Here is a 21,393-nt window from a genome sequence, read left to right on the forward strand (position 1 = left end):
GGTTGTTACCAGCCCGAATAATGCGTTACCGGGATTATAAAGCGGGGGTGGTCCGGTGAAACGAGCATCGGTGTTTACGCTAGCGATGGTGCTTCTTGTGTGGTTGGCCTGTGGCTGTACGTCTGCCAGCACACAAAAGACTGAGGCTAGTTCAAGCAAAGGTAACCATAAGTGGGACAGGGCAGTCGAGCGGATAGTGAACTACTATCCAGGTTTTGAAAGTACCGCTCACCCGCGAGGCACATGGTATAGTCCATATACCTTTGGAGCCGATGCGTACAACTATAATGACCCGCAGGAATACACGGGGGTCAGCACGGTACGTGACAGTAACGGCAAGCTCATAGTGCAGGCTGCAGGAGCGCATGGCAACTACCTCACAAGTACAAATCGATGCAGGGAATGCCACGCGACGCATGCCTCGTCAGGCATTTTTAAATTGACCAGGTCTGATACCAGGTTTGAGGCATGTGATTGGTGCCACGGTAGTGGGGCTGGGGCTGGATTCGACATCAAGACCGATAATAACAGCGAACACACAGTTGAATACGGTGTTGGGCATTCAATGGGCTACGGAATCTCAAAGGGTAATTGGCGGGCTCCGGATGATACGTACCCAGCTTATACGCCAAGCTACTGGCTTGGCGGTTTTTCATGCTTTGACTGTCATTCGCCCCACGCTAACCCTAAAAGGCTTCTCGGCTTTTCCAATAATGGAACTATGACATTTCCGATATATAATCCAGGGTATAATGCTATAACAGCTCTTAGCATGTCGCATAAAAATTTGCAGTATCCGGCCGGGTCATGGCTTTTGCTTAAAAACCCTGATCGTGAGACTAACCCGACAACCGGCAAAGAAATCTCCGATAGTGATGTAAAAACTTCGCTCGCAATATCCTTTAATGGTAGGCAACATAGATTTCCCGTACATAAACAAGCCATTGATTGGGATCATCCTTCACGCTCGGGTGGGGCAATGTCGGATGGGTTTCAGATTAGTCAATTCTGTGCTGATTGTCATGATGGCAACGCCGGTCTTGCTACCGAGCAAGTTGCCATGTTTTCTGAGGATCTTGCGCTCATGGGTAAAACCGACATACAGGCATATGTGATTGGTTCCGGACATGATTCGAGCGAGCAAGAACACGGTGCTCGCTACTTTGATCCGGAAGACAATATTAACAATGGTCCGAGTTGCCGCGGATGCCATCGTGGCTCTAGTACGTGTAAGATTTGCCATAGTAATTCGGAAATGCTGCAAGCTTCCGGCCAATACCCGCGACCATCATTTCCCGGCAATATACAAACCGCTCTATCACCGGTTCCAGCGGGCATGGCAGGTGTTAAATCGAAAGTGCTCATAAACGTAACCGATGCTACCGTTCGGGTTGCGCCGAGTTCAGGCACCACGATCGTTTATCCTACTGATTGGAACTCGAGTAACAGCGCACACGCAGAACCAGCATGCTGTGATAATGGGTTTAGCTGGCCTCACCGAACACTTGGTTGGAAAATGCTCAAAGACGACCTGTTCGGTGTCGACTTTGACGGGCAAACAGCAATTCGTCCTGGTGATCGTCGGAAGTTACCACAAGCGATGGTCCGTGCGCGACAGAGAACGACAAATAGCACTATGACCAATCTATTGAACGCAGGTATGGCAGGAGCGACCGCTCCTGCACAGAACCTCGATTCAGTATGCCTTGATTGCCATAATCCGAATATTTGGAATCCGCAGCTGAAGGGAAATCTTTTATTGCGAGGATTACCGTAATCAGGTGTCGTTCATTATTAATGGACAACGAAAGCCCATCGTTACGTAGTTGTGAACATACGTCCACATATTCTTAACAATTGCTTTTTTGGAATAGGGTTTGCGTAGTCCTTTGACTATGACGAGCAGGATATTCTTCACTCCACATCATCGACGCCTACTATCTGTGTACAGGCGAAATCGTTTACTGTCAGCTCGATTCGGGAAAAAAGCAAGTTGGCAGCCGACCTTTACAAAGTGAATATGAGGCGTGAAATCCAAACGCTTGAAAGCATCCACATACAACCCTTAAGAGTACACGAGGAGGCACTATGCCTGAGTTTGATATCGTATCAATTGGCGAATGCATGGTTGAGCTCTATAGCAACCGGCCGCTTTTTGATGCGGAAACGTTTAGCAAATCCTGTGGCGGCGATACACTAAATGTATTGGTAGCGGCGGCTCGGCTCGGCTCCGTCACGGGGTTCATAACTCGAGTAGGTGAAGATCAATTCGCGCCGTTTCTGCTGCAAGAATGGCTCAACGAGCGTATTGATCTATCACTGGTAAAAGTAATTCCTGAGCGAAAAAACGGCGTCTACTTTATTTCCGAGTTTGAGGGTGGTGGGTTCAATTATGCTGAATATCGGGAGGATAGCGCCGCGTCGACGCTCTCTGTTGATGATCTCGCCACTGAGTATTTAGTTGCAGGTCGTTACATGCATGTTTCCGGTGTCGGCCAGGCGATATCGGAAAGCTGCGGTGGAGCTGTTTTCGAGGCTTGCCGGCTTGTTAAGGCAAATAAATCGGGACAAGTATCATACGACCCTCAGTTGCGGTCGGGCATATGGTCGGCCGAGGCGGCTCGACAAGGGTTTGAAGAGTTACTACCGTATATAGATGTTCTGTTTTTGAAACACCCGCTTGAATCGACCGCCCTTACCGGCATCTCAGATCCGGAGATGCTCATCCGGGCATTATGGCAGCAGGGCATCCGTGTTGTCGTTCTTAAACTAGGAAAGCAGGGATGTATCGTCGGGGAACGCCATTCGCGGGATATCGCTGAGGTTAGACCGCTTAAAGCAGGTAAGGTCTACGATACATTTGGTTCGGGTGATACGTTTTGCGGAGCGTTCTTACACGGTCTAGCTAGGGGCTATGATGTGCATAAAGCCGCGTGGCTCGGCAATATAGCCGCCGGTCTTAAGACCCCGGGCTTGGGAGCAATTTCGTCTTTGCCCGAGCACAATGATGTTTACCAGGTGTTTGAGGCCGCTTAGCACACAGTATGTTGTCTGGGCCGCTCTAACGCATGCTTGATCTCGAATAATTAATTGCCCAACCTTCGCGATTAATATTGAATAACTAATTGATAGAATTAATCTTTAATCCTGAACATTTAGCTGGTAAACATTCATATTTAACCCCAAGACAACTAGTTGACAGACTAATGCTTGTCATTTAACATATTCTATTATCGGCATATGATGATATCTTCGAGGAGTCATGCATGAGGGTGCCACGAACGATGCTTACATTCTTCCAAGCGATGTCTGATCCAACGCGGCAAAAAATCTTGTCATTGCTCGAGAAAAGAGAGAAGATGTGTGTAAGCGATCTTGTTCGCGGACTCAAGGTGCCCCAACCTACGGTTTCAAAACACCTTGCGATCCTAAAAAATGCCGGGATAGTGTGCTCTAAGCGTGAAGGACAACAGGTATTTTACTCGCTTAACGGCAAAAAAATTCGTTCGTACTGTATACGATATTTTAGCACGTTTTCATGTTGTTCCGATTTGTTCTGTGGCCACCATGGTCGATCAGATGAAGAACGACTCGAGGCAAGGAGGTGTTTTCTTGACTAGAAGGCGGTGGATGCTTCGCGCGGTCGCTCATTGCTGCGAGGGCAAACGAGTTTAGTCCTGAGCATGACATAAAAAAGCTTTGTCCTGAGCATGACAGAAAAAGGCTCATTCTTTAATCTATTGGAGGATAATATACGATGAAAAAAGGCCTTATCGCTATTGGCGCGATAGTAGTCATACTAGTTGTTATCGCGGGGATTTTCACCAGCTATTATAATTCTTTTGTAAGCAAGAGTAAGGCTGTTGACAACCAATGGGCGCAGGTAGAAACGCAGTACCAGCGCCGTTTTGACCTTATACCGAATCTTGTTTCAGCGACCAAAGGCACGTTGAAGCAAGAGCAAAAGGTTTTCGGCCAGATTGCCGAAGCGCGTACACGCTACTCAGGGGCACAGACGCCGGCTGATAAAGTAAAAGCGGCTAACGATGTCGAAAGCGCTCTCAGTAGGCTTCTCGTGATCGTCGAAAACTATCCACAGCTCAAATCAAATGAAACCGTCCAGCAGCTTATGGCGCAAATTGAAGGGACGGAAAACCGCATTTCAGTCGAGCGTCGGCGCTATAACGATGTCGCGACCGAATACAACACCAGCGTTGCGCGTTTTCCTGGCGTCATGTTCGCGGGTATCTTCGGATTTTCCGAAAAGCAGCTCTTTGAGAGCGCGGCCGGGGCTGAGAATGCACCAAAAGTTGATTTAGGGAATTAAGAGAATGAAGCACTATGTTCGCGCTTTATTATGCGCATTACTGATTACTGTTTTACTGGCTACTATGTTTGGGGTTGCCTATGCCGCCCTAAAACTGCCGCAGCCGGAGGGGCATGTTAACGATTTCGCTGGCATGCTCTCGCAACAGACAAACGATACGCTTGAAAAGAACCTGCGCGACTATACGCAGAAATCAGGTAATGAGATAGCGGTGGTTACCGTTCGCGATTTACAGGGGACCACGGTTGAGGATTTCGCGGTTCGTCTATTTGAGAAATGGCAGATCGGTAAGAAAGATAAAGATAACGGCGTGTTGCTCCTCATTGCGGAGAAGGAGCACAAAGTGAGAATTGAGGTCGGCTATGGCCTTGAACCGAATCTTACCGATGGCCGGTCATTCGCAATAATTCGCAACACTATCACACCCGCTTTTAAAGCAGGGGATTATGACGGCGGCGTTACGGCAAGTGTTGACGCGATTATTAAAACGATTTCCGGCGACTACACACCGGCAACAAGCCCAATCTCGGGTATCAACCCGGGGCACAACTTTAGCGTGCGGGATTTAACCTGGCTCATCTACCCGGCCTTGTTTTTAGGTCTGGGATTGTTCCAGTGGCTTGTTTCAGTTCTTGGGCGTACAAAGAGTTGGTGGCTTGGTGGCGCACTTGGTGCAATCGTCGGTCTCATTGTCATGTTGTTTTCGGTAATCGTCGGCGTTATCCTGCTCTCGATGCTTGTTCCGCTCGGCCTACTCTTAGATTATGTGGTGTCCCGTGCCTACAACGATCATGACAAGAAAAAGCACAACGAACACAAAGACGCCTCGATGATCCCATGGTGGGCCGGAGGAGGCTGGGGTCCCGGAGGCTTCGGTGGCGGCGGTGACAGCGGCGGTTTCGGAGGATTTGGCGGCGGAGGGTCCGGTGGCGGCGGCGCCAGCGGAGATTGGTAAGATAATTTAAGGAATTCAGAAATATCTGCAAATCAAAGGCGCCAATTCTTTGTGATATGGGAGAAATTGGCGCCTTTTTAATCGCTTACATACTAACATTTGAGTACTTATACACGAGTTTTACAGGCCATATGCGAAGTATGCTGTGATCCCTGCTAATGTACCGTAAAAAATTACAAACGTTAACATATAATGAACAGTTGTTAATAAGTAATAAACATATACGTTGGACGGCCTCTGTCCAACGTATATGGAGACAAGTAAGCCGGCAATATCGTCAAAACCTGCTATTTCATCTCGAACGATACGCTGACATTGACGATAACCTGAACATCCTGCGGCATTACCGGTGTTGCCGGCGCCATTTCTTTGGCTGCGCCGGCGGCGCTGTTCATTAGGGCATAAGGGACGACCGGGCTTGAGTCTTGCGTGCTCTCGCTTGTAATGATCGGGCCGCCTACGGCTACACCGAGCTCTTGTGCGAGCGCGTCTGCTTTCTTGCGGGCGTTTTGCACTGCAAGCTTTATTGCATCCTGTTTAGCGTTGCTGTCCTCGCTTAATTCAAATCTAAGCTCGGAAATATCGGTAGCACCCGCAGTCGTTGCCGCGTCGATTATGGCGCCGAGCTTATCAAGCTTCTTGGTTTTTACGATTACCCTATTGTCGGCCGTGTAGCTTAGAATTTTTGGTGCGTGGCCCTCTTGCCAATCTTGTTGTGGATAGAGGGATATGTTGCCTGTCTTTATCTCATCTTCGTTTAGCCCGGCTGAGCGGAGAGCGGCGACCACCTTAGTGATAGCAGTAGCGTTGTCACCCATCGCACGAGATGCGGTGCTCCGCACGGTATGTACGCCAAGTGAGATTGAAGCTTGATCGGAGGCGGTGTAGATTTTACCCTCACCGGAAACGGTGATCGTGTTGCGAAGCGTCGGTGTATCCGCCGCGATGCCGACGGTCGCCGGGCGACTTACGATCGCGACGCCCGCCAGCAGCGCTACGCCAAGCACAACGGCCATTAAGAGTAACGATGCATTTCTTGTCATCATTCATCAGCTCCTCATTCTGTGCGCTGAGTTTCCCCTAGCACTTCATAAATTGTGGTTTATCTATTAGACGGCCTTTAAGGTGTTTGTGTTCCATCATATATCCGAGCGATAGGCAACTTATATGAAATTATTGTTCAATGCTTGAGCCTTGTTTGAATAATAGGATTCAAGCATGTGGTTTAGATTCTCTGGCATGCTGGCCAGGGTATTAACATTTGCACAAAATTGAGAACTTCTTGGAATCACTACTTCATACAAGGCCGGAGGATAGTTATGTTCTGCGACTGCTTGTTGTCCGACAACTATATAGAAGGCAAGCTCTAATTCGGTTATAGTTATTGCTGTGCAGCAACTAGTAAGTTAAGAATTCACGATAAAAAGCAGAACTATTATTACAAAGGGGGCGACCAGGCATTATGAAAAAACTATCCGCACTTTTATTAGCACTATTACTTGCTCTTAGCATCCTTACCGTAGTCGGCTGCAAAGAGGCCGAAAAGGGCGGCAAGGCGGCGAAAGCGACAACGACGACCGGGAAATCAAAAGAAGTCAACGCTAACTGGACGATTAATGTGAACGATAAGCATACTATTGAGTCGCAAGGTTTGCCGATTGATTATACGCTTAAGTTTACGGCCACCAAAGCCGGAGGTACCGATCCCATAGGCACCTACAGGGGCACGGCGCGCTTAACCATAAAAGCGGATTTTAGTAAGTTCAAAGGGATACCGCAGTCTGTTATTAAGGTCATGGGCGGTGTAAACGGGGAAGGGGACGCCAAGGACTTCACGTTCAAAGTCGTGAACTTCTCGGATGCTCAGAAAAGCAATAGTGGTAAATCATCCAGCGGCGATACGGTCACGTTAGCAACGCTCGTACCTCCGGGCAAGGGCAGTAAGACGACCAACACACTACCCAAGCCGACGGCTGAGGACAAAGCCGTAGCGAACCCAGATTTTTATAGCTTCGGCTATATGGACATAAAGGGCCGGGGCTCGCTCAATATTAAAGCCAAGGGCATACGCGGTGAGCAGGCCCAGTATTCGGACCAGAAAGCTGCAAGCGATAAAATTAGCTTCAGCATGAATATAGTCGGTGCGACCGTTTATATCGATATTCCGAAAGCAGGGAGATTTAAAGGCACGGTAACGGGTGACCCTATAAACTAGACGATGGTTCCGCAGAGGGATATCGCGTTTGGGTGCGGCGATTACGGGACGCCAAGGTCTTTAAAGCAAGTGCTAGCGGTTGATCTGACTGTGTACAAAAAAATAAAAGGCGGGAGAATTTCTCCCGCCTTTTATTTTTATTCAAGATGCCCGAAAATCTGGTCCAAGTGTGTCGGCTTTGCTGATGATTACGAACCGGTTGCGCGCTCTTTCTCGTATGCTTCGATGATCTTCTTAGCGGTATCAGCAGGGACTTCCTCATAGTGATCGAACTCCATATGATACGCACCGCGGCCCGATGTAATCGAGCGAAGCGTGCTCGCGTACGTGGCCATCTCGGCAACCGGAACAAGTGCGTTTACGATAACGTTACGTCCACGTGGCTCAGAGCCCAGCGGTTTACCCCTACGGCTCGAAAGGTCGCCGATGACGTCACCCATATACTGATCGGGCACCGTAACTTCAACTTTCATAATCGGCTCGAGCAGAACCGGCTTCGCATCCATGAAGCCTTTCTTAATGGCGAGCGAACCCGCGATCTTAAAGGCCATTTCTGATGAGTCAACCGCGTGATATGAGCCATCGTAAAGCGTGACCTTGATATCGACAACCGGGTAACCGGCAAGGATGCCCTGGTCCATGACCTCCCGGATGCCTTTTTCTACTGCGGGGCGATACTGCTGCGGTACGACACCGCCGACGATCTTATCGACAAACTCGAAGCCTACACCGCGTGGCTGCGGTTCGACTTTAACCCAGACATCGCCGAACTGGCCGCGGCCACCCGATTGTTTTTTATGACGGCCCTGAACCGAGGAAGAGCCCTTAATTGTCTCCTTAAACGGAATGCGAGGCGCTGAAAGCGCCGCCTCAACGCCGAACTTCCTTTTCAATCGCTCGGTAATAACGTCGAGGTGCATGTCGCCCATGCCAGACAAAACCGTCTGATGGGTTTCGGCATCCCGCTTAACGGTGAGGGTTGGATCTTCTTCGGCGAGCCTGTTAAGTGAGATTCCGAGTTTCTCCTCGTCACCCTTGGTCTTAGCTGAGGCTGCTACCGAGATAACCGGTTCCGGGAATTTTACTGCCGGTAAAATTGCGGCTTTACCCTCCTCGCAGAGCGTATCACTGGTCATAGTATCGGCGAGTTTTGCAACGGCACCGATATCACCAGCGGGAATATCGGTTGCATCCTCGGTGGTTTTACCCCGCGCAACAAAGACATGCCCAACGCGCTCTTTCTTGCCGCGACTCGCGTTGGCAACTGTCGAGTTGGCTTTGAAGTCGCCCGAGAATACCCTAAAATAGCTGAGCTTACCGACATATGGGTCGGCTACGGTTTTAAATACGAATGCGGCGAGCGGTGCCGCCTCTTTTGGCTGGCACTCTATAGCAGCCTCTGTTTTTGGATCGATTGCGGTAACCGGGCCGCGATCAACCGGTGAGGGCAGGTAGTCGATGATTGCATTGAGCAGCCCATTGACACCGACTGCGCTAAATGCCGCCGTGCAGGTAACCGGGATTACCTGACCCGAGACAACCGCTTTTTTCAGACCCGCCATAACCTCAGCATCAGAAAGCACGCCTTCATCGAGGTATTTTTCCATTAAAGCATCGTCGCTTTCAGCTACACGCTCAATCAGAGCGTCGCGCGCGGATGCCGCCTCATCGGCGAGGTCGCCCGGAATGTCTTCAACCGAGTGCATGCCGTTGGCGGTTATGTATGCTTTTTGCTTAAGCACGTCGACGACGCCTTTGAAATTTGCTTCGCTTCCGATTGGGAGTTGTAGCGGGGTGACCTTATCGGTGTAGACTTCCTGAAGAACACTGAGGACTTCGTTAAAATTGGCATGCTCTTTGTCCATTCTGTTGATAATGACAAACTTAGCAAGCCCGTACTCGTCTGCGATCCCCCACACCCGTTCGGTCTGGACCTCAAGGCCGGAGACCGCATCAACCACAATGCCGGCTATATCGACGGCACGCAAGGCGCCGTATACCTCACCGACAAAATCGGTGTATCCGGGGGTATCGATAATATTGACCTTATGGTTGTTGAATTCACAGGGGGCGAGGGAGGCATTAATCGAAAACTTACGTCGGACCTCTTCAGGATCGAAATCGGTCGTCGTGTTGCCCTCGTCGACTTTGCCAAACCTGCTGATCGCTCCCGTAGCGAACAGCATTGCTTCGGCAAGTGTGGTTTTACCGCTACCACCATGGCCGACGAGCGCCACATTTCGAATATTTGCCGGTGCATATTTTTTCAAAAATATCTCCTCCCTTTCGCTCTCGTTACGAGAGCCCTATACGGTTTGTATTTTGAAACTTACACGTAGCAGGTTAAAGGCACTTCTACATGTAAGTAATTGTACCGGTTTTCGTTATTCTATATGCTAATGCGCAGTGGTTGTGCGCATTAGCATATAGAATACTTTATAGAATACTTAAATGTTGTTATCAAATCAAAGTTTTAGCGTTCGAAGTACACCTTGAGAGAAGGCCGTAGGCTTTAAAATTCTAGCTCAAGCTGCGAGGGTTCAAAAATTGCTATCAAGAGTACAGTGACTGCTATTGCTATAAATGTAATTCTAACGCATATTCTGTATTATGTAACCAACAATCAAAAGTATATCTGCTACGTGCGCACAAGCAGACGCCGCACGGTTAAAACGCAGCCCGGTGGGGCCGTCGTCGTGTTAATAATACCGTCATGACCAAGCCCGCAATAAACCCGCCGATATGGGCAAAGTACGCGACGCCCCCGCCTGCGACACCGCTGAATAGTCCTGAAAATACCTGCAACAGAAACCAGAATCCGATAATAATAAACGCCGGTAGGCGGGCTATCTCAATAAAGAAAAGGACAACAAAGACGGTAAGCACCCGCGCGTTGGGGAAGAGTATGAGGTAGCTCCCAAGAACACCCGATATCGCGCCGCTCGCGCCGAGATTGGGAATATCCGAGTTGAAGTTGAGCGACATTTGCAGTAACGACCCGGTGATACCGCAGAGTAAATAAAATACCAAGTATTTAAAGCGCCCGAGCACATCTTCGACGTTGTTGCCGAAAATCCACAGGAACAACATATTGGAAGCAATGTGCAAGAAACCGCCGTGCAAGAACATGGCTGTTATAAGCGTAAGATAAGCAGGCTGGATTGACGGTGTTGTAGGCGGTAGCCCAATAAACTGCTGTTTTATGGCCAAGGGGATCAGCGAATACTTGAGGATAATCGGGTCGGGGCTGGGCAAGATAAGGTACATATAAATGTAGATTGCAAAGTTAATGATTACGAGCGATATGGTTACAACCGGAAACCGCCTAGTTGGGTTATCGTCTCTAATAGGTATCAATCTATGCCCCCGGTATAATGTGTTTTATATGTTATTCCCTTTGGAAAAACATATAACACCCATGTTATGCAGTAAACTATGTATTCGTTATGTGGGTTTAGCTTACTTGGATAGCGTTTAGCATGCAAGTACTCGAGACGTAAGGATAGAAAAATGCCTGAATTGCCTGAAGTGGAAACAATACGCCGGGGATTAGAAGACACGGTTTTAGGGTTAAAGATAGTCGATGTCGAGGTGCCTGTGCCGAAGGTGCTTCGTGCGCCGCCCGAAGAGTTTATTGAGCAAGTTAAAGGAACATTCATCAAGGGAACCGGCAGAAGGGCTAAAATTTTGATAGTCTACCTTTCCTCCGATAAAGCACTTCTCTTTCACTTTATGATGGCGGGAACGCTTACATATGCACCCGCTGACGCACCGGGTAGAGATCTTGCACAGGTTATCTTGACGCTATCGAATGGCTACGAACTGCGTTACCGTGATTTTAGGAAATTCGGCTACGTAATGAGCGTGCCGCAGGCAGGTATTATGGAGTCGCCGCAATTTGCACATCTTGGGCCCGAGCCGCTCTCTGATGAATTCACGCTTGCACGGTTTCATGAGATGCTCGAGCGGCGCCCCCAGCATAAGATTAAGCCTTTACTGATGAACCAGACGTTTATTGCGGGAATAGGTAACATCTACGCCGATGAGACCCTGTTTTGTGCGCGAGTACACCCTGAACGGCCCGCGGGCACGCTTACGGACGAAGAGATAGAGCGAATGTACGGCTGCATTCGCTCACTTTTATCGAAAGCGATCGAGCAGCGAGGAAGTTCAATAGCTAACTACACGGATGCTTTCGGCGAGAGGGGCAACTTTACCAACTTTTTTAAGGTCTACAATAGGACAGGTGAGCCCTGCGAAGAACGTTGCGGCGGGACCGTTGTGAAAATCAAGGTCGCCGGGCGGGGGACCCATTTTTGCCCGCGGTGTCAGAAGTAGCAGTAATATTACAGCTACGCATAATCCAGTTGGCGGTTAATCCGGCTATTTGAGCAGTTGCGGCAAGGTTTTTGTTTTTGTATGATATGATACAAGCTTAAGGATTGTGAAAAGGAGAAAACATACATGGTTGAAACTGGAACGCTAAGAGTAAAGACCGGCCTGGCCGAAATGCTAAAGGGTGGTGTTATTATGGATGTAACCACGCCCGAGCAGGCCAAAATCGCAGAAGATGCCGGTGCTGTCGCTGTTATGGCGCTCGAGCGTGTTCCTGCAGATATTAGGGCGGCCGGCGGCGTTGCGCGTATGGCAGACCCGACGATTGTCGAGCGTATCGTCAACTGCGTTACCATCCCGGTTATGGCAAAAGCCCGGATAGGGCACTTTGTTGAGGCGCAGATATTGGAAGCGCTCGGCGTCGACTACATCGATGAGAGCGAAGTACTCACCCCGGCCGACGAGTCGCATCACATTAACAAGTGGGATTTTAAGGTTCCGTTTGTGTGCGGATGTCGTAATCTGGGGGAAGCGCTTCGTCGCATCACGGAAGGCGCGGCAATGATTCGCACCAAAGGTGAGCCGGGTACCGGCAATATTGTCGAAGCGGTGCGCCATATGCGCGCGGTTAACGAAGGTATCGCATGGCTTAAGGGCTTGCGCGAAGATGAGCTCTTTGCGGCCGCAAAAGACCTGCAATCGCCGTATGAGCTCGTAAAGTGGATTCACGATAACGGAAAGCTTCCCGTTGTAAACTTCTCAGCCGGCGGTGTCGCAACACCGGCTGATGCCGCGCTGATGATGCAGCTTGGTGCTGACGGTGTCTTTGTCGGCTCCGGTATCTTCAAGAGCGGCGATCCGGCGAAGCGCGCAAAAGCGATCGTTCGGGCGACCACGCATTACACAGATGCGGCCTTGCTTGCGAAGGTCTCACAAGACCTGGGTGAGCCGATGGTCGGTATCGAGATCAGCCAGATTCCGGCAGCAGAGATGATGCAGGAGCGCGGCTGGTAGCATACCAATCAATCTTCGGTGCAGCACAGTATAGACACAATTGACACAATTTGAAGACAATTTGGGCGGATGCACTTCCGCCCATAATATCGTTTAAGGATAGATAGAAGTGAGCAGTTTGAGCGTTGGCGTTCTGGCTCTTCAAGGAGCGGTTCGCGAGCATTTACAGCACATAGAACAATTGGGAGCAACCGGTGCTGCCATTAAGTGGCCCCACGAGCTTGACCGGGTTGGCGGGCTTATCATTCCGGGCGGTGAGAGCACGACCATCGGTAAGCTGATGCTCGAGTACGGCTTTATCGACGCAATTCGCGATTTTCACGCACAGGGCAAGCCGATTTACGGCACCTGCGCCGGTATGATCCTGCTGGCGAAGAAAATTTCCGAGGGCGACCAGCCGCTTCTTTCGCTGATGGACATCGAAGCGCGGCGTAATGCGTTCGGTAGGCAACGCGAGAGTTTTGAAGCCGACCTCGAGATAAAAGACGTCGGTTCGTTCAAAGCTGTCTTTATCCGGGCGCCCTGGATTGAAAAAATAGATAATAGTGTCGAATTAATGAGCGAATTTGGTAATATTAAGGTAATGGCTCGACAAGGAAGCATCCTTGTGTCGGCGTTTCACCCCGAGCTTACCGGGGATACAAGAATACATAAATATTTCATCGATATGATAAAGGAGGCCTGATGTCAGGGCATTCTAAATGGGCAACAATTAAGCACAAGAAAGGGAAAGAGGATGCTAAGCGCGGAAAGCTCTTCGGCAAACTCAGCCGTGCCATTATGGTCGCCGCCCGAAACGGCAGCAACCCGGACATGAACGCAGCGCTCGCTAATGCAATAGAAAAAGCGAAAAGCTACAGCATGCCGACGGACAACATCGAGCGGGCTATCAAGAAGGGCGCGGGCGAGCTTGGGGCCGCTGTGTACGAGGAGTTGACCTACGAAGGGTTTGGCCCGGTCGGCGTCGCAATCCTGGTTGATGTCATGACGGATAACCGCAACCGTACCGCAGCCGATGTACGCCATATCTTTACTAAATACGGTGGCAACATGGGCTCATCCGGCTCGGTCGCGTGGATGTTTGACCGTAAAGGAATTATCGCAATCGACAAAAGTCATCCAATCGAAGAGGACGCGCTTTTCTCGCTGGCAATAGAAGCCGGTGCTGAGGATATGACGAGCGAAGACGATCAGTGGCAGATCACCACGGACCCCACGGAACTTAATTATGTGAGGAACGTGATTGAGAAGCACGGTATCGGCATTGCGCTCGCCGAAATAGCACTCATCCCTAAAAATCCGGTCGAGCTTACCAAAGAAGAGGCAGAGAAAGTACTGCGCTTTATCGACGCACTGGAGGATAATGACGACGTGCAAGACGTGTACTCAAACTTCGATATACCCGCCGAGATTTTGGAGGCGCTGTCGTAGACCTTAGAGTGTAGCGTTGCCGCTAACAGATCATAGCTAAAGATCGCGGATTTGAGCCGCTATAAATGAAAACAGCTAATCATTGGCGATTAGCTGTTTTTTTGCTATAATCAAACACACGTTCGATGAGAGAATAAACCGCTGGGCCCGGACTCTTACCCGTAGTGTTTGTAGGATTCTGCAGTCAACTATGAGTGCTCGGCTGATTCCGTTAAAATAGAAGAATCACAGCAAGAAATCTTTGCAAGAACAACCAAGAGCCATAAAGAGGCAAGGGATAAAGGACAAAAGGACTATATGATTATTCTGGCGATTGATCCGGGTACGGCTACAACCGGCTTCGGCGTTCTTGAATACGAGGGTAATCGCTTTAAGGTCAAAGACTATGGGATTATCTCGACTGAAGCCAAGGTCGCGACCGAGCTTAGGCTTCAGCAGATTTACGATAGCATTAAGAACTTGATCGCACGGCACCGGCCGAATCATTTCGTGGTGGAGGAGCTTTTTTTCAACACCAACGTGCGCACGGCGATAGCCGTCGGTCAGGCGCGCGGCGTATGTCTACTGGTAGCGGCGGATGGCGGTATTCCTGTCGCCGAGTACACGCCGCTTCAGGTAAAACAATCGGTGGTCGGCTACGGGCGCGCCGAGAAAGCCCAGGTGCAGCAGATGGTGAAGGCAATTCTAAATCTACACGAAATACCAAAACCGGACGATGCCGCCGATGCTCTGGCGCTTGCTATCTGCCATGCTCACTCGTATCATGCGAACCTTGCAGCCGAACAGGCAAATAATGCAGCGCAACAACTGGAGAGGGCAGCGAACGGGCAACCTCAGGCTTCATCGTTAAATAAGGCAATCGCACAGCAGCTTGAGCGTGAAAATAAGCGCGAAAAAGAGCGTCAGAAGGGTATGCAATGATCGCATTTTTACGGGGGAAACTTGAGGACAAAAACATAACATGTGTCGATATCGATGTAGCCGGGGTCGGCTACCGCGTGCATATGTCGAATAACGCCCTTGCGGCCATGCCGCCGCGCGGTGAACCGGTTTTTGTCTACACATACATGCATGTTCGCGAGGATAGCATGCAGCTATTCGGTTTTAACTCAGTGGCCGAGCGCGAGGTTTTCGAAAAACTGATCTCCGTGAGCGGCATCGGCCCGAAGGTCGCGCTGGCCATACTGTCGGCTTTTGAGGTCAACGCGCTAAAAGCAGCTATTGCAAGTGAGGACATCGCGCTCATAAGCTCGGTTCCGGGTATCGGCAAGAAGAGCGCGCAACGGCTTGTTCTCGAGCTGAAAGAAAAGCTTGCGCTCCCCGACGTCGATTTTATTCCGGCAGCATTAGCGCTTGATGCCTCGATATACGAGGAAGCGCGAAGCGCGCTCCTAAACCTAGGTTATTCGGCTGCCGAGGCCAAGAAGGCCCTGGAGAACTTTACGCCCGACGGATCTGAGCTCACTGTTGAGACGTTGGTAAAGCATGGTCTAAAAAACCTGGTCAGAAGCTAGTTCGTTTACGCCTGTGCCGGTTTTGGTTACATTAAGAGAAACCTCGAGAAAGGTCCTTTTAAAATATGCGAAGTGATAGATGCTACGAAACCATCATGGTGGTGGTCGAAATACCAAAGGGGAGCCGCAATAAGTACGAATACGATGAGAAGCTAGGTTGTTTTAAGTTCGACCGCCTGCTGTTTTCATCGGTGCATTACCCTGCGGATTATGGTTTTGTCCCGGATACTTTGGCCGAAGACGGTGATCCCCTGGATGCGCTGGTAGTGCTTGAAGAGCCGACGTTTACCGGGTGTCTTATCGAAGCAAAACCCGTCGGCCTCTTTAAAATGTGGGACGAGAAGGGCCCCGACCATAAAATATTATGCGTACCGGTTGCCGACCCGCGTTGGAACTATATCAATTCGCTCGAAGAAGTACCGCAGCATCTCTTACACGAGATCAGTCACTTCTTCGAAGTATATAAAGATCTTGAGGCCAAGAAGACCGGTGTTGAGGGCTGGGAATCCAAAGAGGACGCATATCGGATTATCGAAGCGGCCGTTGCAGCGTATGGCGCGAAACAGGCCGGAACCGATTAGCACCGTATAAAGTATAGTAAGTACAAGCATTAGGATAGGTTGGAACAATGGATGATCGTGTAATAACCACTTCATTTATAGAAGAAGATGTAGATTTCGATCGGACCTTGCGGCCGAAACGGCTCGAAGAGTTTATCGGGCAGACATGGGTTAAAGACGCTCTCGATCTTTTTATCTCTGCTACCAGAGAGCGCGGCGAGCCGCTTGACCACGTGCTCTTAAGCGGTCCTCCCGGTCTCGGTAAAACTACGCTCGCAGGCATAATTGCGAATGAACTTGGCGTCGGCATCAAAATTACATCCGGTCCGGCGATCGAGCGTGCCGGCGATCTCGCGGCAATCCTTACCAACCTGCAGCCAAACGATGTGCTTTTCATTGATGAGATTCACAGATTAAGTCGCCAGGTAGAGGAGATTCTGTACCCGGCAATGGAAGACTTTGAGCTCGATATCATCATCGGGAAAGGCCCGTCTGCCCGCACGCTTCGCCTCGAGCTACCGCATTTCACGCTTGTCGGCGCAACGACCAGGCAGGGCCTTATAACATCACCGCTTCGCGACCGCTTTGGGGTCAACTGCCGTTTTGATTACTATGACACCAAAGAGCTCGATAGCATCATTACGCGCTCGGCAACAATTCTCGGTGTTGAGGTTGATGGGAAGGGCTCACAAGAGATAGCCCGCCGATCACGCGGAACTCCGCGTATTGCCAACAGGCTGCTCAAACGTGTACGCGATTATGCCCAGGTCAAAGGCGATGGCCGGATAACAAAAGAGCTAGCCGATATGGCGCTGGCATTTCTGGAAGTGGATGCGCTTGGGCTCGATAGGCTTGACCTGCAAATATTGGGTGCGCTTATTGAAAAATTCAGCGGCGCTCCGGTTGGCCTGAACACGCTTGCGACGACAATCGGGGAAGAGCCTGAAACGCTCGAGGACGTTTATGAGCCGTATCTCTTACAGCTCGGTTTCATCCAGCGCACACCACGCGGCCGTATTGCCACCGAGCGCGCATATCAGCACTTAGGGTTTGAGTAACCCAGTAACGGATAGTTATTGTTGCGTCGTCGGGCTGCTGAGATTTATACTCTTGCCCGTGCTGAGAATAAGCTGGATGACGGCGTTTTGCCGTGCCCGCTGCCCGGCACCGGGAATCTGAGATATAACGACACCTTTTGATGCCTCATTGTCCACCTGTTTCACAATACTGTAACCGAAATGAGCGTCAGTCAGTGCTTTGATCGCGTCTGGCTGACGCATCCCCACAACATTTGGTATCTCGGTAATCCCTGGCGCGACATGTACCTTGCACTTCTCGCGCGGAGCTTTGGAGCGTAAGAACGGCCGGTATTCGACATCAGGACAAAATGTGTTCGCCAGCAATCCCGTTTGTGTGCAGACGCGAACTTCTTTTATGCCGTTTTTCGGATGAGGAAAATCAGTATACGGCGTACCGCGCGTAGCGTTACCCATAAACTGGCCCCAAATCTGTGCCGGGAAGGTACCGCCGGCTACGCGTATCCCATGAACGTTCATCATCGGAATCTGGCCCTGCGGGTAGCCAACCCAGACCGCGGCGGCCAGATCGGGTGTAAAGCCGCAGAACCAGGCATCACGGTATTCGGTTGCGGTTCCGGTCTTGCCGGCGCACGCATGGCTTATCCCGGCTCGCGTACCCGTACCGTAGCGGACAACATCTTGTAGAACATTGGTGACGAGGTAAGCGGTAGTTTCGCTAATAACCTGCTCGGGCTTCGGTTGGTATTGTTCGATCAGCTTTGCCTGTGAGTCGGTTACTTTTGTAATGGCGACCGGGGGAAGGTGCTTACCACCGTTTGCCAGCGTCGCGTACGCGTTTGCCATCTCAAGAACACTCGGGCCGTGAGCGAATCCCCCAAGTGCGATCGCGGGGTTGGCGTTGATATTACTCGTTATACCCATCTTCTTTGCTAGATCGACAACCTTTTGCGGCCCCACATCCATAATCAAGTGTGCGAACACAACGTTTACTGATTTGACGAGCGCCTCACGAAGCGTCATTGGCCCGTAGCCACTACCCTCGGTATAGTTATTGACTTCCCACGGTACGCTTCCTGGCACATCGATTTTACAGGGCGACGAGTCATATGTATCGGATGGTGATATCCCGTTTTCTATAGCTGCCGCAAAGACGAACGTCTTAAAGGATGATCCCGGCTGGCGGTTATTACTAAGCGCCAGGTTATATTTGCTCTTGTTGAAGTCGCGTCCACCCACCATAGCGCGGATAAAACCGATCTTTGGATCGATTGCGACAATCGCCGCCGATGGGTCACCCGTGCGATTGAGCGCCGACCATGCAGCATCCTCGGCCATTTTTTGTGTCTTCAAATCAATTGTTGTGTAAACTCGAAGCCCACCTTTGAACACAACATTCTCATCATATTTCTTAAGCAGCTCTTGCTTGACGTACTCAACAAAATACGGCGCAATGGAAACCGCTTTCATGATTGGACGTACTTTAATCGGTGTTCCAACCGCCTGGGCCGCTTCCACTGCAGAAATATACTTTTGCTGAAGCATATGCGCGACGACGAGGTCGCGGCGCTCCTTAGCCAGATCGGGATGCGTATACGGAGAGAAGTTATTCGGCGACTTAATCATTGCCGCAAGCAGCGCGGCCTCGGGCAGCGTTAAGTCGCTTGCCCTCTTGCCGAAAAAGTTCCACGAAGCAGTTTCCACTCCATACCAGCTGTGACCAAAATAGATGGTATTGAGGTACTTATCCAGGATTTCGTTCTTTGAAAACTTCTGTTCAAGCTGCGCGGCCAGCGCCGCCTCTTTTAATTTGCGGTCAAATGTTTTCTCGCGGGTAACGATGGTGTTCTTGATGTATTGCTGGGTAATCGTGCTGGCACCTTCAACATACCGGCCTTGTTCGATATCGGTCATGAGTGCGCGGCCGATTGCCTGCGGGTCGTATCCCTTGTGTTTATAGAAACGCTCGTCTTCAATCGCGATGACTGCATGTTGCAGGTGAGGAGATATTTTAGCAAGCGGAACGACTACGCGGTCTTGCTCGTAGTAAAGACTGGTGAGGAGCGTACCATCGGCCGCATAAATTTTTGTCGTCTGCCAGTTCTGGTGAACTTCTTGATCGTCGAGTTTGGGCAAATTGCTCAGGACGGTGCCGACCGCCATAAGCCCGCTAAACGACAGCGCCAGCACTGTTAGTATGCTAAACACAAGTAGCGAAGCGGCGATCTGGAGTTTTATTCTATTTCGCGCTTTACGCTTTGATCGTTTTTTCTGCGTGTATCTCGACATCAATCCACCGGTGAAAATGCACGTCTGTATATTAACTACAGGATGAATTATAGCATAAGCGGATTCTCGGTTGTTGCCTTTCGCCTGGTATCTTTGCAGGTCGATCCGCACTGCCGTGAGCTGGACAAATTATGAGACCGGTGGTACGATTTTGTATGTTTTGTCAGCGAAATTATGCATAAATAGCAATAATTAGGTGTTATACCGTATGCGGGGGTAATAATGAGATCGCCTGAGGAGCAATTATTTATATTACAAGACGGGACCGAGGAGATAATTCCTCTCGAAGAGTTCAAACAAAAGCTTGAACGATCGGTCAAGGAGGGCAAGCCGCTGCTTATTAAATACGGCGTTGACCCAACGGCGCCCGATCTTCATCTCGGGCATGCCGTGCCGCTGAGGAAGCTCCGCCAGTTCCAGGATTTAGGCCACACCGTGCAGCTTCTAATAGGCGACTATACCGCGCGTGTCGGCGACCCGACCGAGCGCTCCACAACACGCCCCCAGCTGCCCGGTGAGGTCATCGAGGCAAACGCGAAAACCTATACAGAGCAAGCGTTTAAAATTCTCGAGCGCGACCGCACTATAATCGATTACAATGGCCGCTGGTTTTCAAAAATGCCGTTTGAGACGGTTCTGAAAATAACCGCGCAGTTTACTGTCGCGCGTATGCTCGAGCGCGACGATTTTGCCAAGCGTTTTGCGGCCCAGGTGCCGATTAGCTTGCACGAGTTTCTCTATCCGGTTATGCAGGGCTATGACTCAGTTGAGCTTAAATGCGATGTCGAGATGGGCGGAACCGACCAGAAATTCAACATGCTGGCCGGCCGAGACCTACAGCGTTGGGCGGGCCAGGAACCGCAGGTCGTCTTCACAATGCCGATTCTTGAAGGAACTGACGGAGTTATCCGCATGAGCAAATCGAAAGGCAACTATATCGGCCTTACCGAGCCACCCGAAGAGCAATTCGGCAAGATCATGTCGATCCCCGACACTATAATGATCAGGTACTACCGCCTCGCGACAAACGTTCCGAAAGAGGAAATCGACGAGATTGAAGCCGGTCTAGAAAACGGCGCATTTCACCCGAATCAGGTAAAACGCCGGCTGGCAAAAGAAATCATCTCTATATATCATTCACCCGAGGTCGCCGAAGAAGCCGAGAAAGTCTTCGACGCCAAATTCAAAAAGATAGAGGGCGCATCAGCCGCCGAGCGGCTCGAGGCAATCGGCGCCGAGATTCCCGAGATCGAAATTACGCCGGATATACTGACCAACGACGAGCGCATCTGGATCGTTAAGCTCATCACCCTCGCCGAATTTGCCAAGACCAACGGCGAAGCCCGTCGCCTTATCGAGGGCGGTGCGGTCAAATATAACGATAAGCCGATCACGGATGCGGGCCTGGAAGTTGTGCCAAAAACTGGTGATATCATGCAGGTAGGCAAACGCCGTATCGGGCGCATAAAAGTGTACAGCGCCGGCTAGCTGTGTTTCTCATCTAATAATCAAACTCACTATTATATACACTCGAATTCGTAATTGTCGGTGCCTTTTCGGTTTGTTCGCAGGAAACGCCGCCAAAGTAACGAGTTCGATAGTAAGATATATTAATGTCGCTCGGGATGCTTTTAGTTATAAATAAGGTCTAAAGTTGGTACTGACGCGGCCGATACATATAGTCTGTGTGAATTATAGTTCCTCTGAGTTTGTATC

General features: G+C 50.3%; 18 protein-coding genes. 14 read left to right on the plus strand and 4 right to left on the minus strand.

Features of this window, described 5'->3' with window-relative positions; all coding sequences use genetic code 11:
* Nucleotides 1-55: 55 nt before the first annotated feature.
* The 4 genes from VGK02_01645 to VGK02_01660 all read left to right on the plus strand — a co-directional run bounded on the left by VGK02_01645 (nucleotide 56) and on the right by VGK02_01660 (nucleotide 5,282).
* Entirely contained in the window at nucleotides 56-1,777 is a 1,722-nt protein-coding gene (locus VGK02_01645; GenBank protein ID HEY3373751.1) for a hypothetical protein, read from the plus strand.
* A gap of 311 nt (nucleotides 1,778-2,088) precedes the next feature.
* Entirely contained in the window at nucleotides 2,089-3,036 is a 948-nt protein-coding gene (locus tag VGK02_01650) for a sugar kinase (protein HEY3373752.1), read from the plus strand.
* Nucleotides 3,037-3,757: 721 nt separating this feature from the next.
* Nucleotides 3,758-4,327 (plus strand): LemA family protein, encoded by a 570-nt coding sequence (locus tag VGK02_01655; protein ID HEY3373753.1) that lies wholly within the window; start codon nucleotides 3,758-3,760, stop codon nucleotides 4,325-4,327.
* Nucleotides 4,328-4,331: 4 nt separating this feature from the next.
* Nucleotides 4,332-5,282 (plus strand): TPM domain-containing protein, encoded by a 951-nt coding sequence (locus tag VGK02_01660; protein HEY3373754.1) that lies wholly within the window; start codon nucleotides 4,332-4,334, stop codon nucleotides 5,280-5,282.
* 287 nt (nucleotides 5,283-5,569) lie between these two features.
* Here the strand turns inward: VGK02_01660 and VGK02_01665 are convergent, their stop codons facing one another.
* Complete coding sequence (locus tag VGK02_01665) at nucleotides 5,570-6,328, minus strand: SIMPL domain-containing protein (protein HEY3373755.1); 759 nt, start codon at nucleotides 6,326-6,328, stop codon at nucleotides 5,570-5,572.
* A gap of 416 nt (nucleotides 6,329-6,744) precedes the next feature.
* On the opposite strand from VGK02_01665, the gene VGK02_01670 reads away from it, so the two are divergent.
* Nucleotides 6,745-7,497: a hypothetical protein gene (locus VGK02_01670; GenBank protein HEY3373756.1), complete on the plus strand. Its 753-nt coding sequence runs from the start codon at nucleotides 6,745-6,747 to the stop codon at nucleotides 7,495-7,497.
* Nucleotides 7,498-7,685: 188 nt separating this feature from the next.
* On the opposite strand, the gene fusA is transcribed toward VGK02_01670, so the two are convergent.
* Together fusA and VGK02_01680 are read right to left on the minus strand one after the other, a co-directional pair.
* Nucleotides 7,686-9,767 carry an elongation factor G gene (fusA, locus tag VGK02_01675; protein ID HEY3373757.1) on the minus strand — a complete coding sequence of 694 codons (2,082 nt, stop codon included), beginning with the start codon at nucleotides 9,765-9,767 and terminating at the stop codon, nucleotides 7,686-7,688.
* Between the two features lie 397 nt (nucleotides 9,768-10,164).
* A complete protein-coding gene (locus VGK02_01680; GenBank protein ID HEY3373758.1) occupies nucleotides 10,165-10,854 on the minus strand; it encodes a rhomboid family intramembrane serine protease in 690 nt (229 codons plus the stop codon).
* Between the two features lie 153 nt (nucleotides 10,855-11,007).
* Between VGK02_01680 and mutM the strand changes: the two genes are divergently transcribed.
* The 8 genes from mutM to ruvB all read left to right on the plus strand — a co-directional run bounded on the left by mutM (nucleotide 11,008) and on the right by ruvB (nucleotide 17,409).
* A complete protein-coding gene (mutM, locus tag VGK02_01685; GenBank protein HEY3373759.1) occupies nucleotides 11,008-11,835 on the plus strand; it encodes a bifunctional DNA-formamidopyrimidine glycosylase/DNA-(apurinic or apyrimidinic site) lyase in 828 nt (275 codons plus the stop codon).
* Nucleotides 11,836-11,961: 126 nt separating this feature from the next.
* Complete coding sequence (gene pdxS, locus VGK02_01690; protein ID HEY3373760.1) at nucleotides 11,962-12,846, plus strand: pyridoxal 5'-phosphate synthase lyase subunit PdxS; 885 nt, start codon at nucleotides 11,962-11,964, stop codon at nucleotides 12,844-12,846.
* 109 nt (nucleotides 12,847-12,955) lie between these two features.
* Nucleotides 12,956-13,531 carry a pyridoxal 5'-phosphate synthase glutaminase subunit PdxT gene (gene pdxT / locus VGK02_01695; protein ID HEY3373761.1) on the plus strand — a complete coding sequence of 192 codons (576 nt, stop codon included), beginning with the start codon at nucleotides 12,956-12,958 and terminating at the stop codon, nucleotides 13,529-13,531.
* Entirely contained in the window at nucleotides 13,531-14,277 is a 747-nt protein-coding gene (locus VGK02_01700; protein HEY3373762.1) for a YebC/PmpR family DNA-binding transcriptional regulator, read from the plus strand. The genes pdxT and VGK02_01700 overlap by 1 nt, the downstream gene beginning before the upstream one ends.
* Before the next feature lie 297 nt (nucleotides 14,278-14,574).
* Nucleotides 14,575-15,198: a crossover junction endodeoxyribonuclease RuvC gene (gene ruvC / locus VGK02_01705; protein ID HEY3373763.1), complete on the plus strand. Its 624-nt coding sequence runs from the start codon at nucleotides 14,575-14,577 to the stop codon at nucleotides 15,196-15,198.
* A complete protein-coding gene (gene ruvA, locus VGK02_01710; GenBank protein ID HEY3373764.1) occupies nucleotides 15,195-15,791 on the plus strand; it encodes a Holliday junction branch migration protein RuvA in 597 nt (198 codons plus the stop codon). The genes ruvC and ruvA overlap by 4 nt, the downstream gene beginning before the upstream one ends.
* 65 nt (nucleotides 15,792-15,856) lie before the next feature.
* The gene (locus VGK02_01715) at nucleotides 15,857-16,372 is read left to right on the plus strand and encodes an inorganic diphosphatase (GenBank protein HEY3373765.1); all 516 of its coding nucleotides are present in this window, start codon (nucleotides 15,857-15,859) and stop codon (nucleotides 16,370-16,372) included.
* Nucleotides 16,373-16,419: 47 nt separating this feature from the next.
* Nucleotides 16,420-17,409, plus strand: coding sequence for a Holliday junction branch migration DNA helicase RuvB (gene ruvB / locus VGK02_01720; protein ID HEY3373766.1), 990 nt, complete (start codon nucleotides 16,420-16,422; stop codon nucleotides 17,407-17,409).
* Nucleotides 17,410-17,424: 15 nt separating this feature from the next.
* On the opposite strand, the gene VGK02_01725 is transcribed toward ruvB, so the two are convergent.
* Nucleotides 17,425-19,677, minus strand: coding sequence for a PBP1A family penicillin-binding protein (locus VGK02_01725; protein ID HEY3373767.1), 2,253 nt, complete (start codon nucleotides 19,675-19,677; stop codon nucleotides 17,425-17,427).
* A 222-nt stretch (nucleotides 19,678-19,899) separates the two neighbouring features.
* On the opposite strand from VGK02_01725, the gene tyrS reads away from it, so the two are divergent.
* On the plus strand, nucleotides 19,900-21,165 hold the full coding sequence (gene tyrS / locus VGK02_01730; protein HEY3373768.1) for a tyrosine--tRNA ligase: 1,266 nt from the start codon (nucleotides 19,900-19,902) through the stop codon (nucleotides 21,163-21,165).
* The last annotated feature ends 228 nt before the right edge of the window (nucleotides 21,166-21,393 follow it).

Origin of the sequence: Candidatus Aquicultor sp., from assembly GCA_036504445.1 — a bacterium.
In the GTDB taxonomy this organism is placed as follows: Bacteria; Actinomycetota; Aquicultoria; order Aquicultorales; family Aquicultoraceae; genus DASXVE01.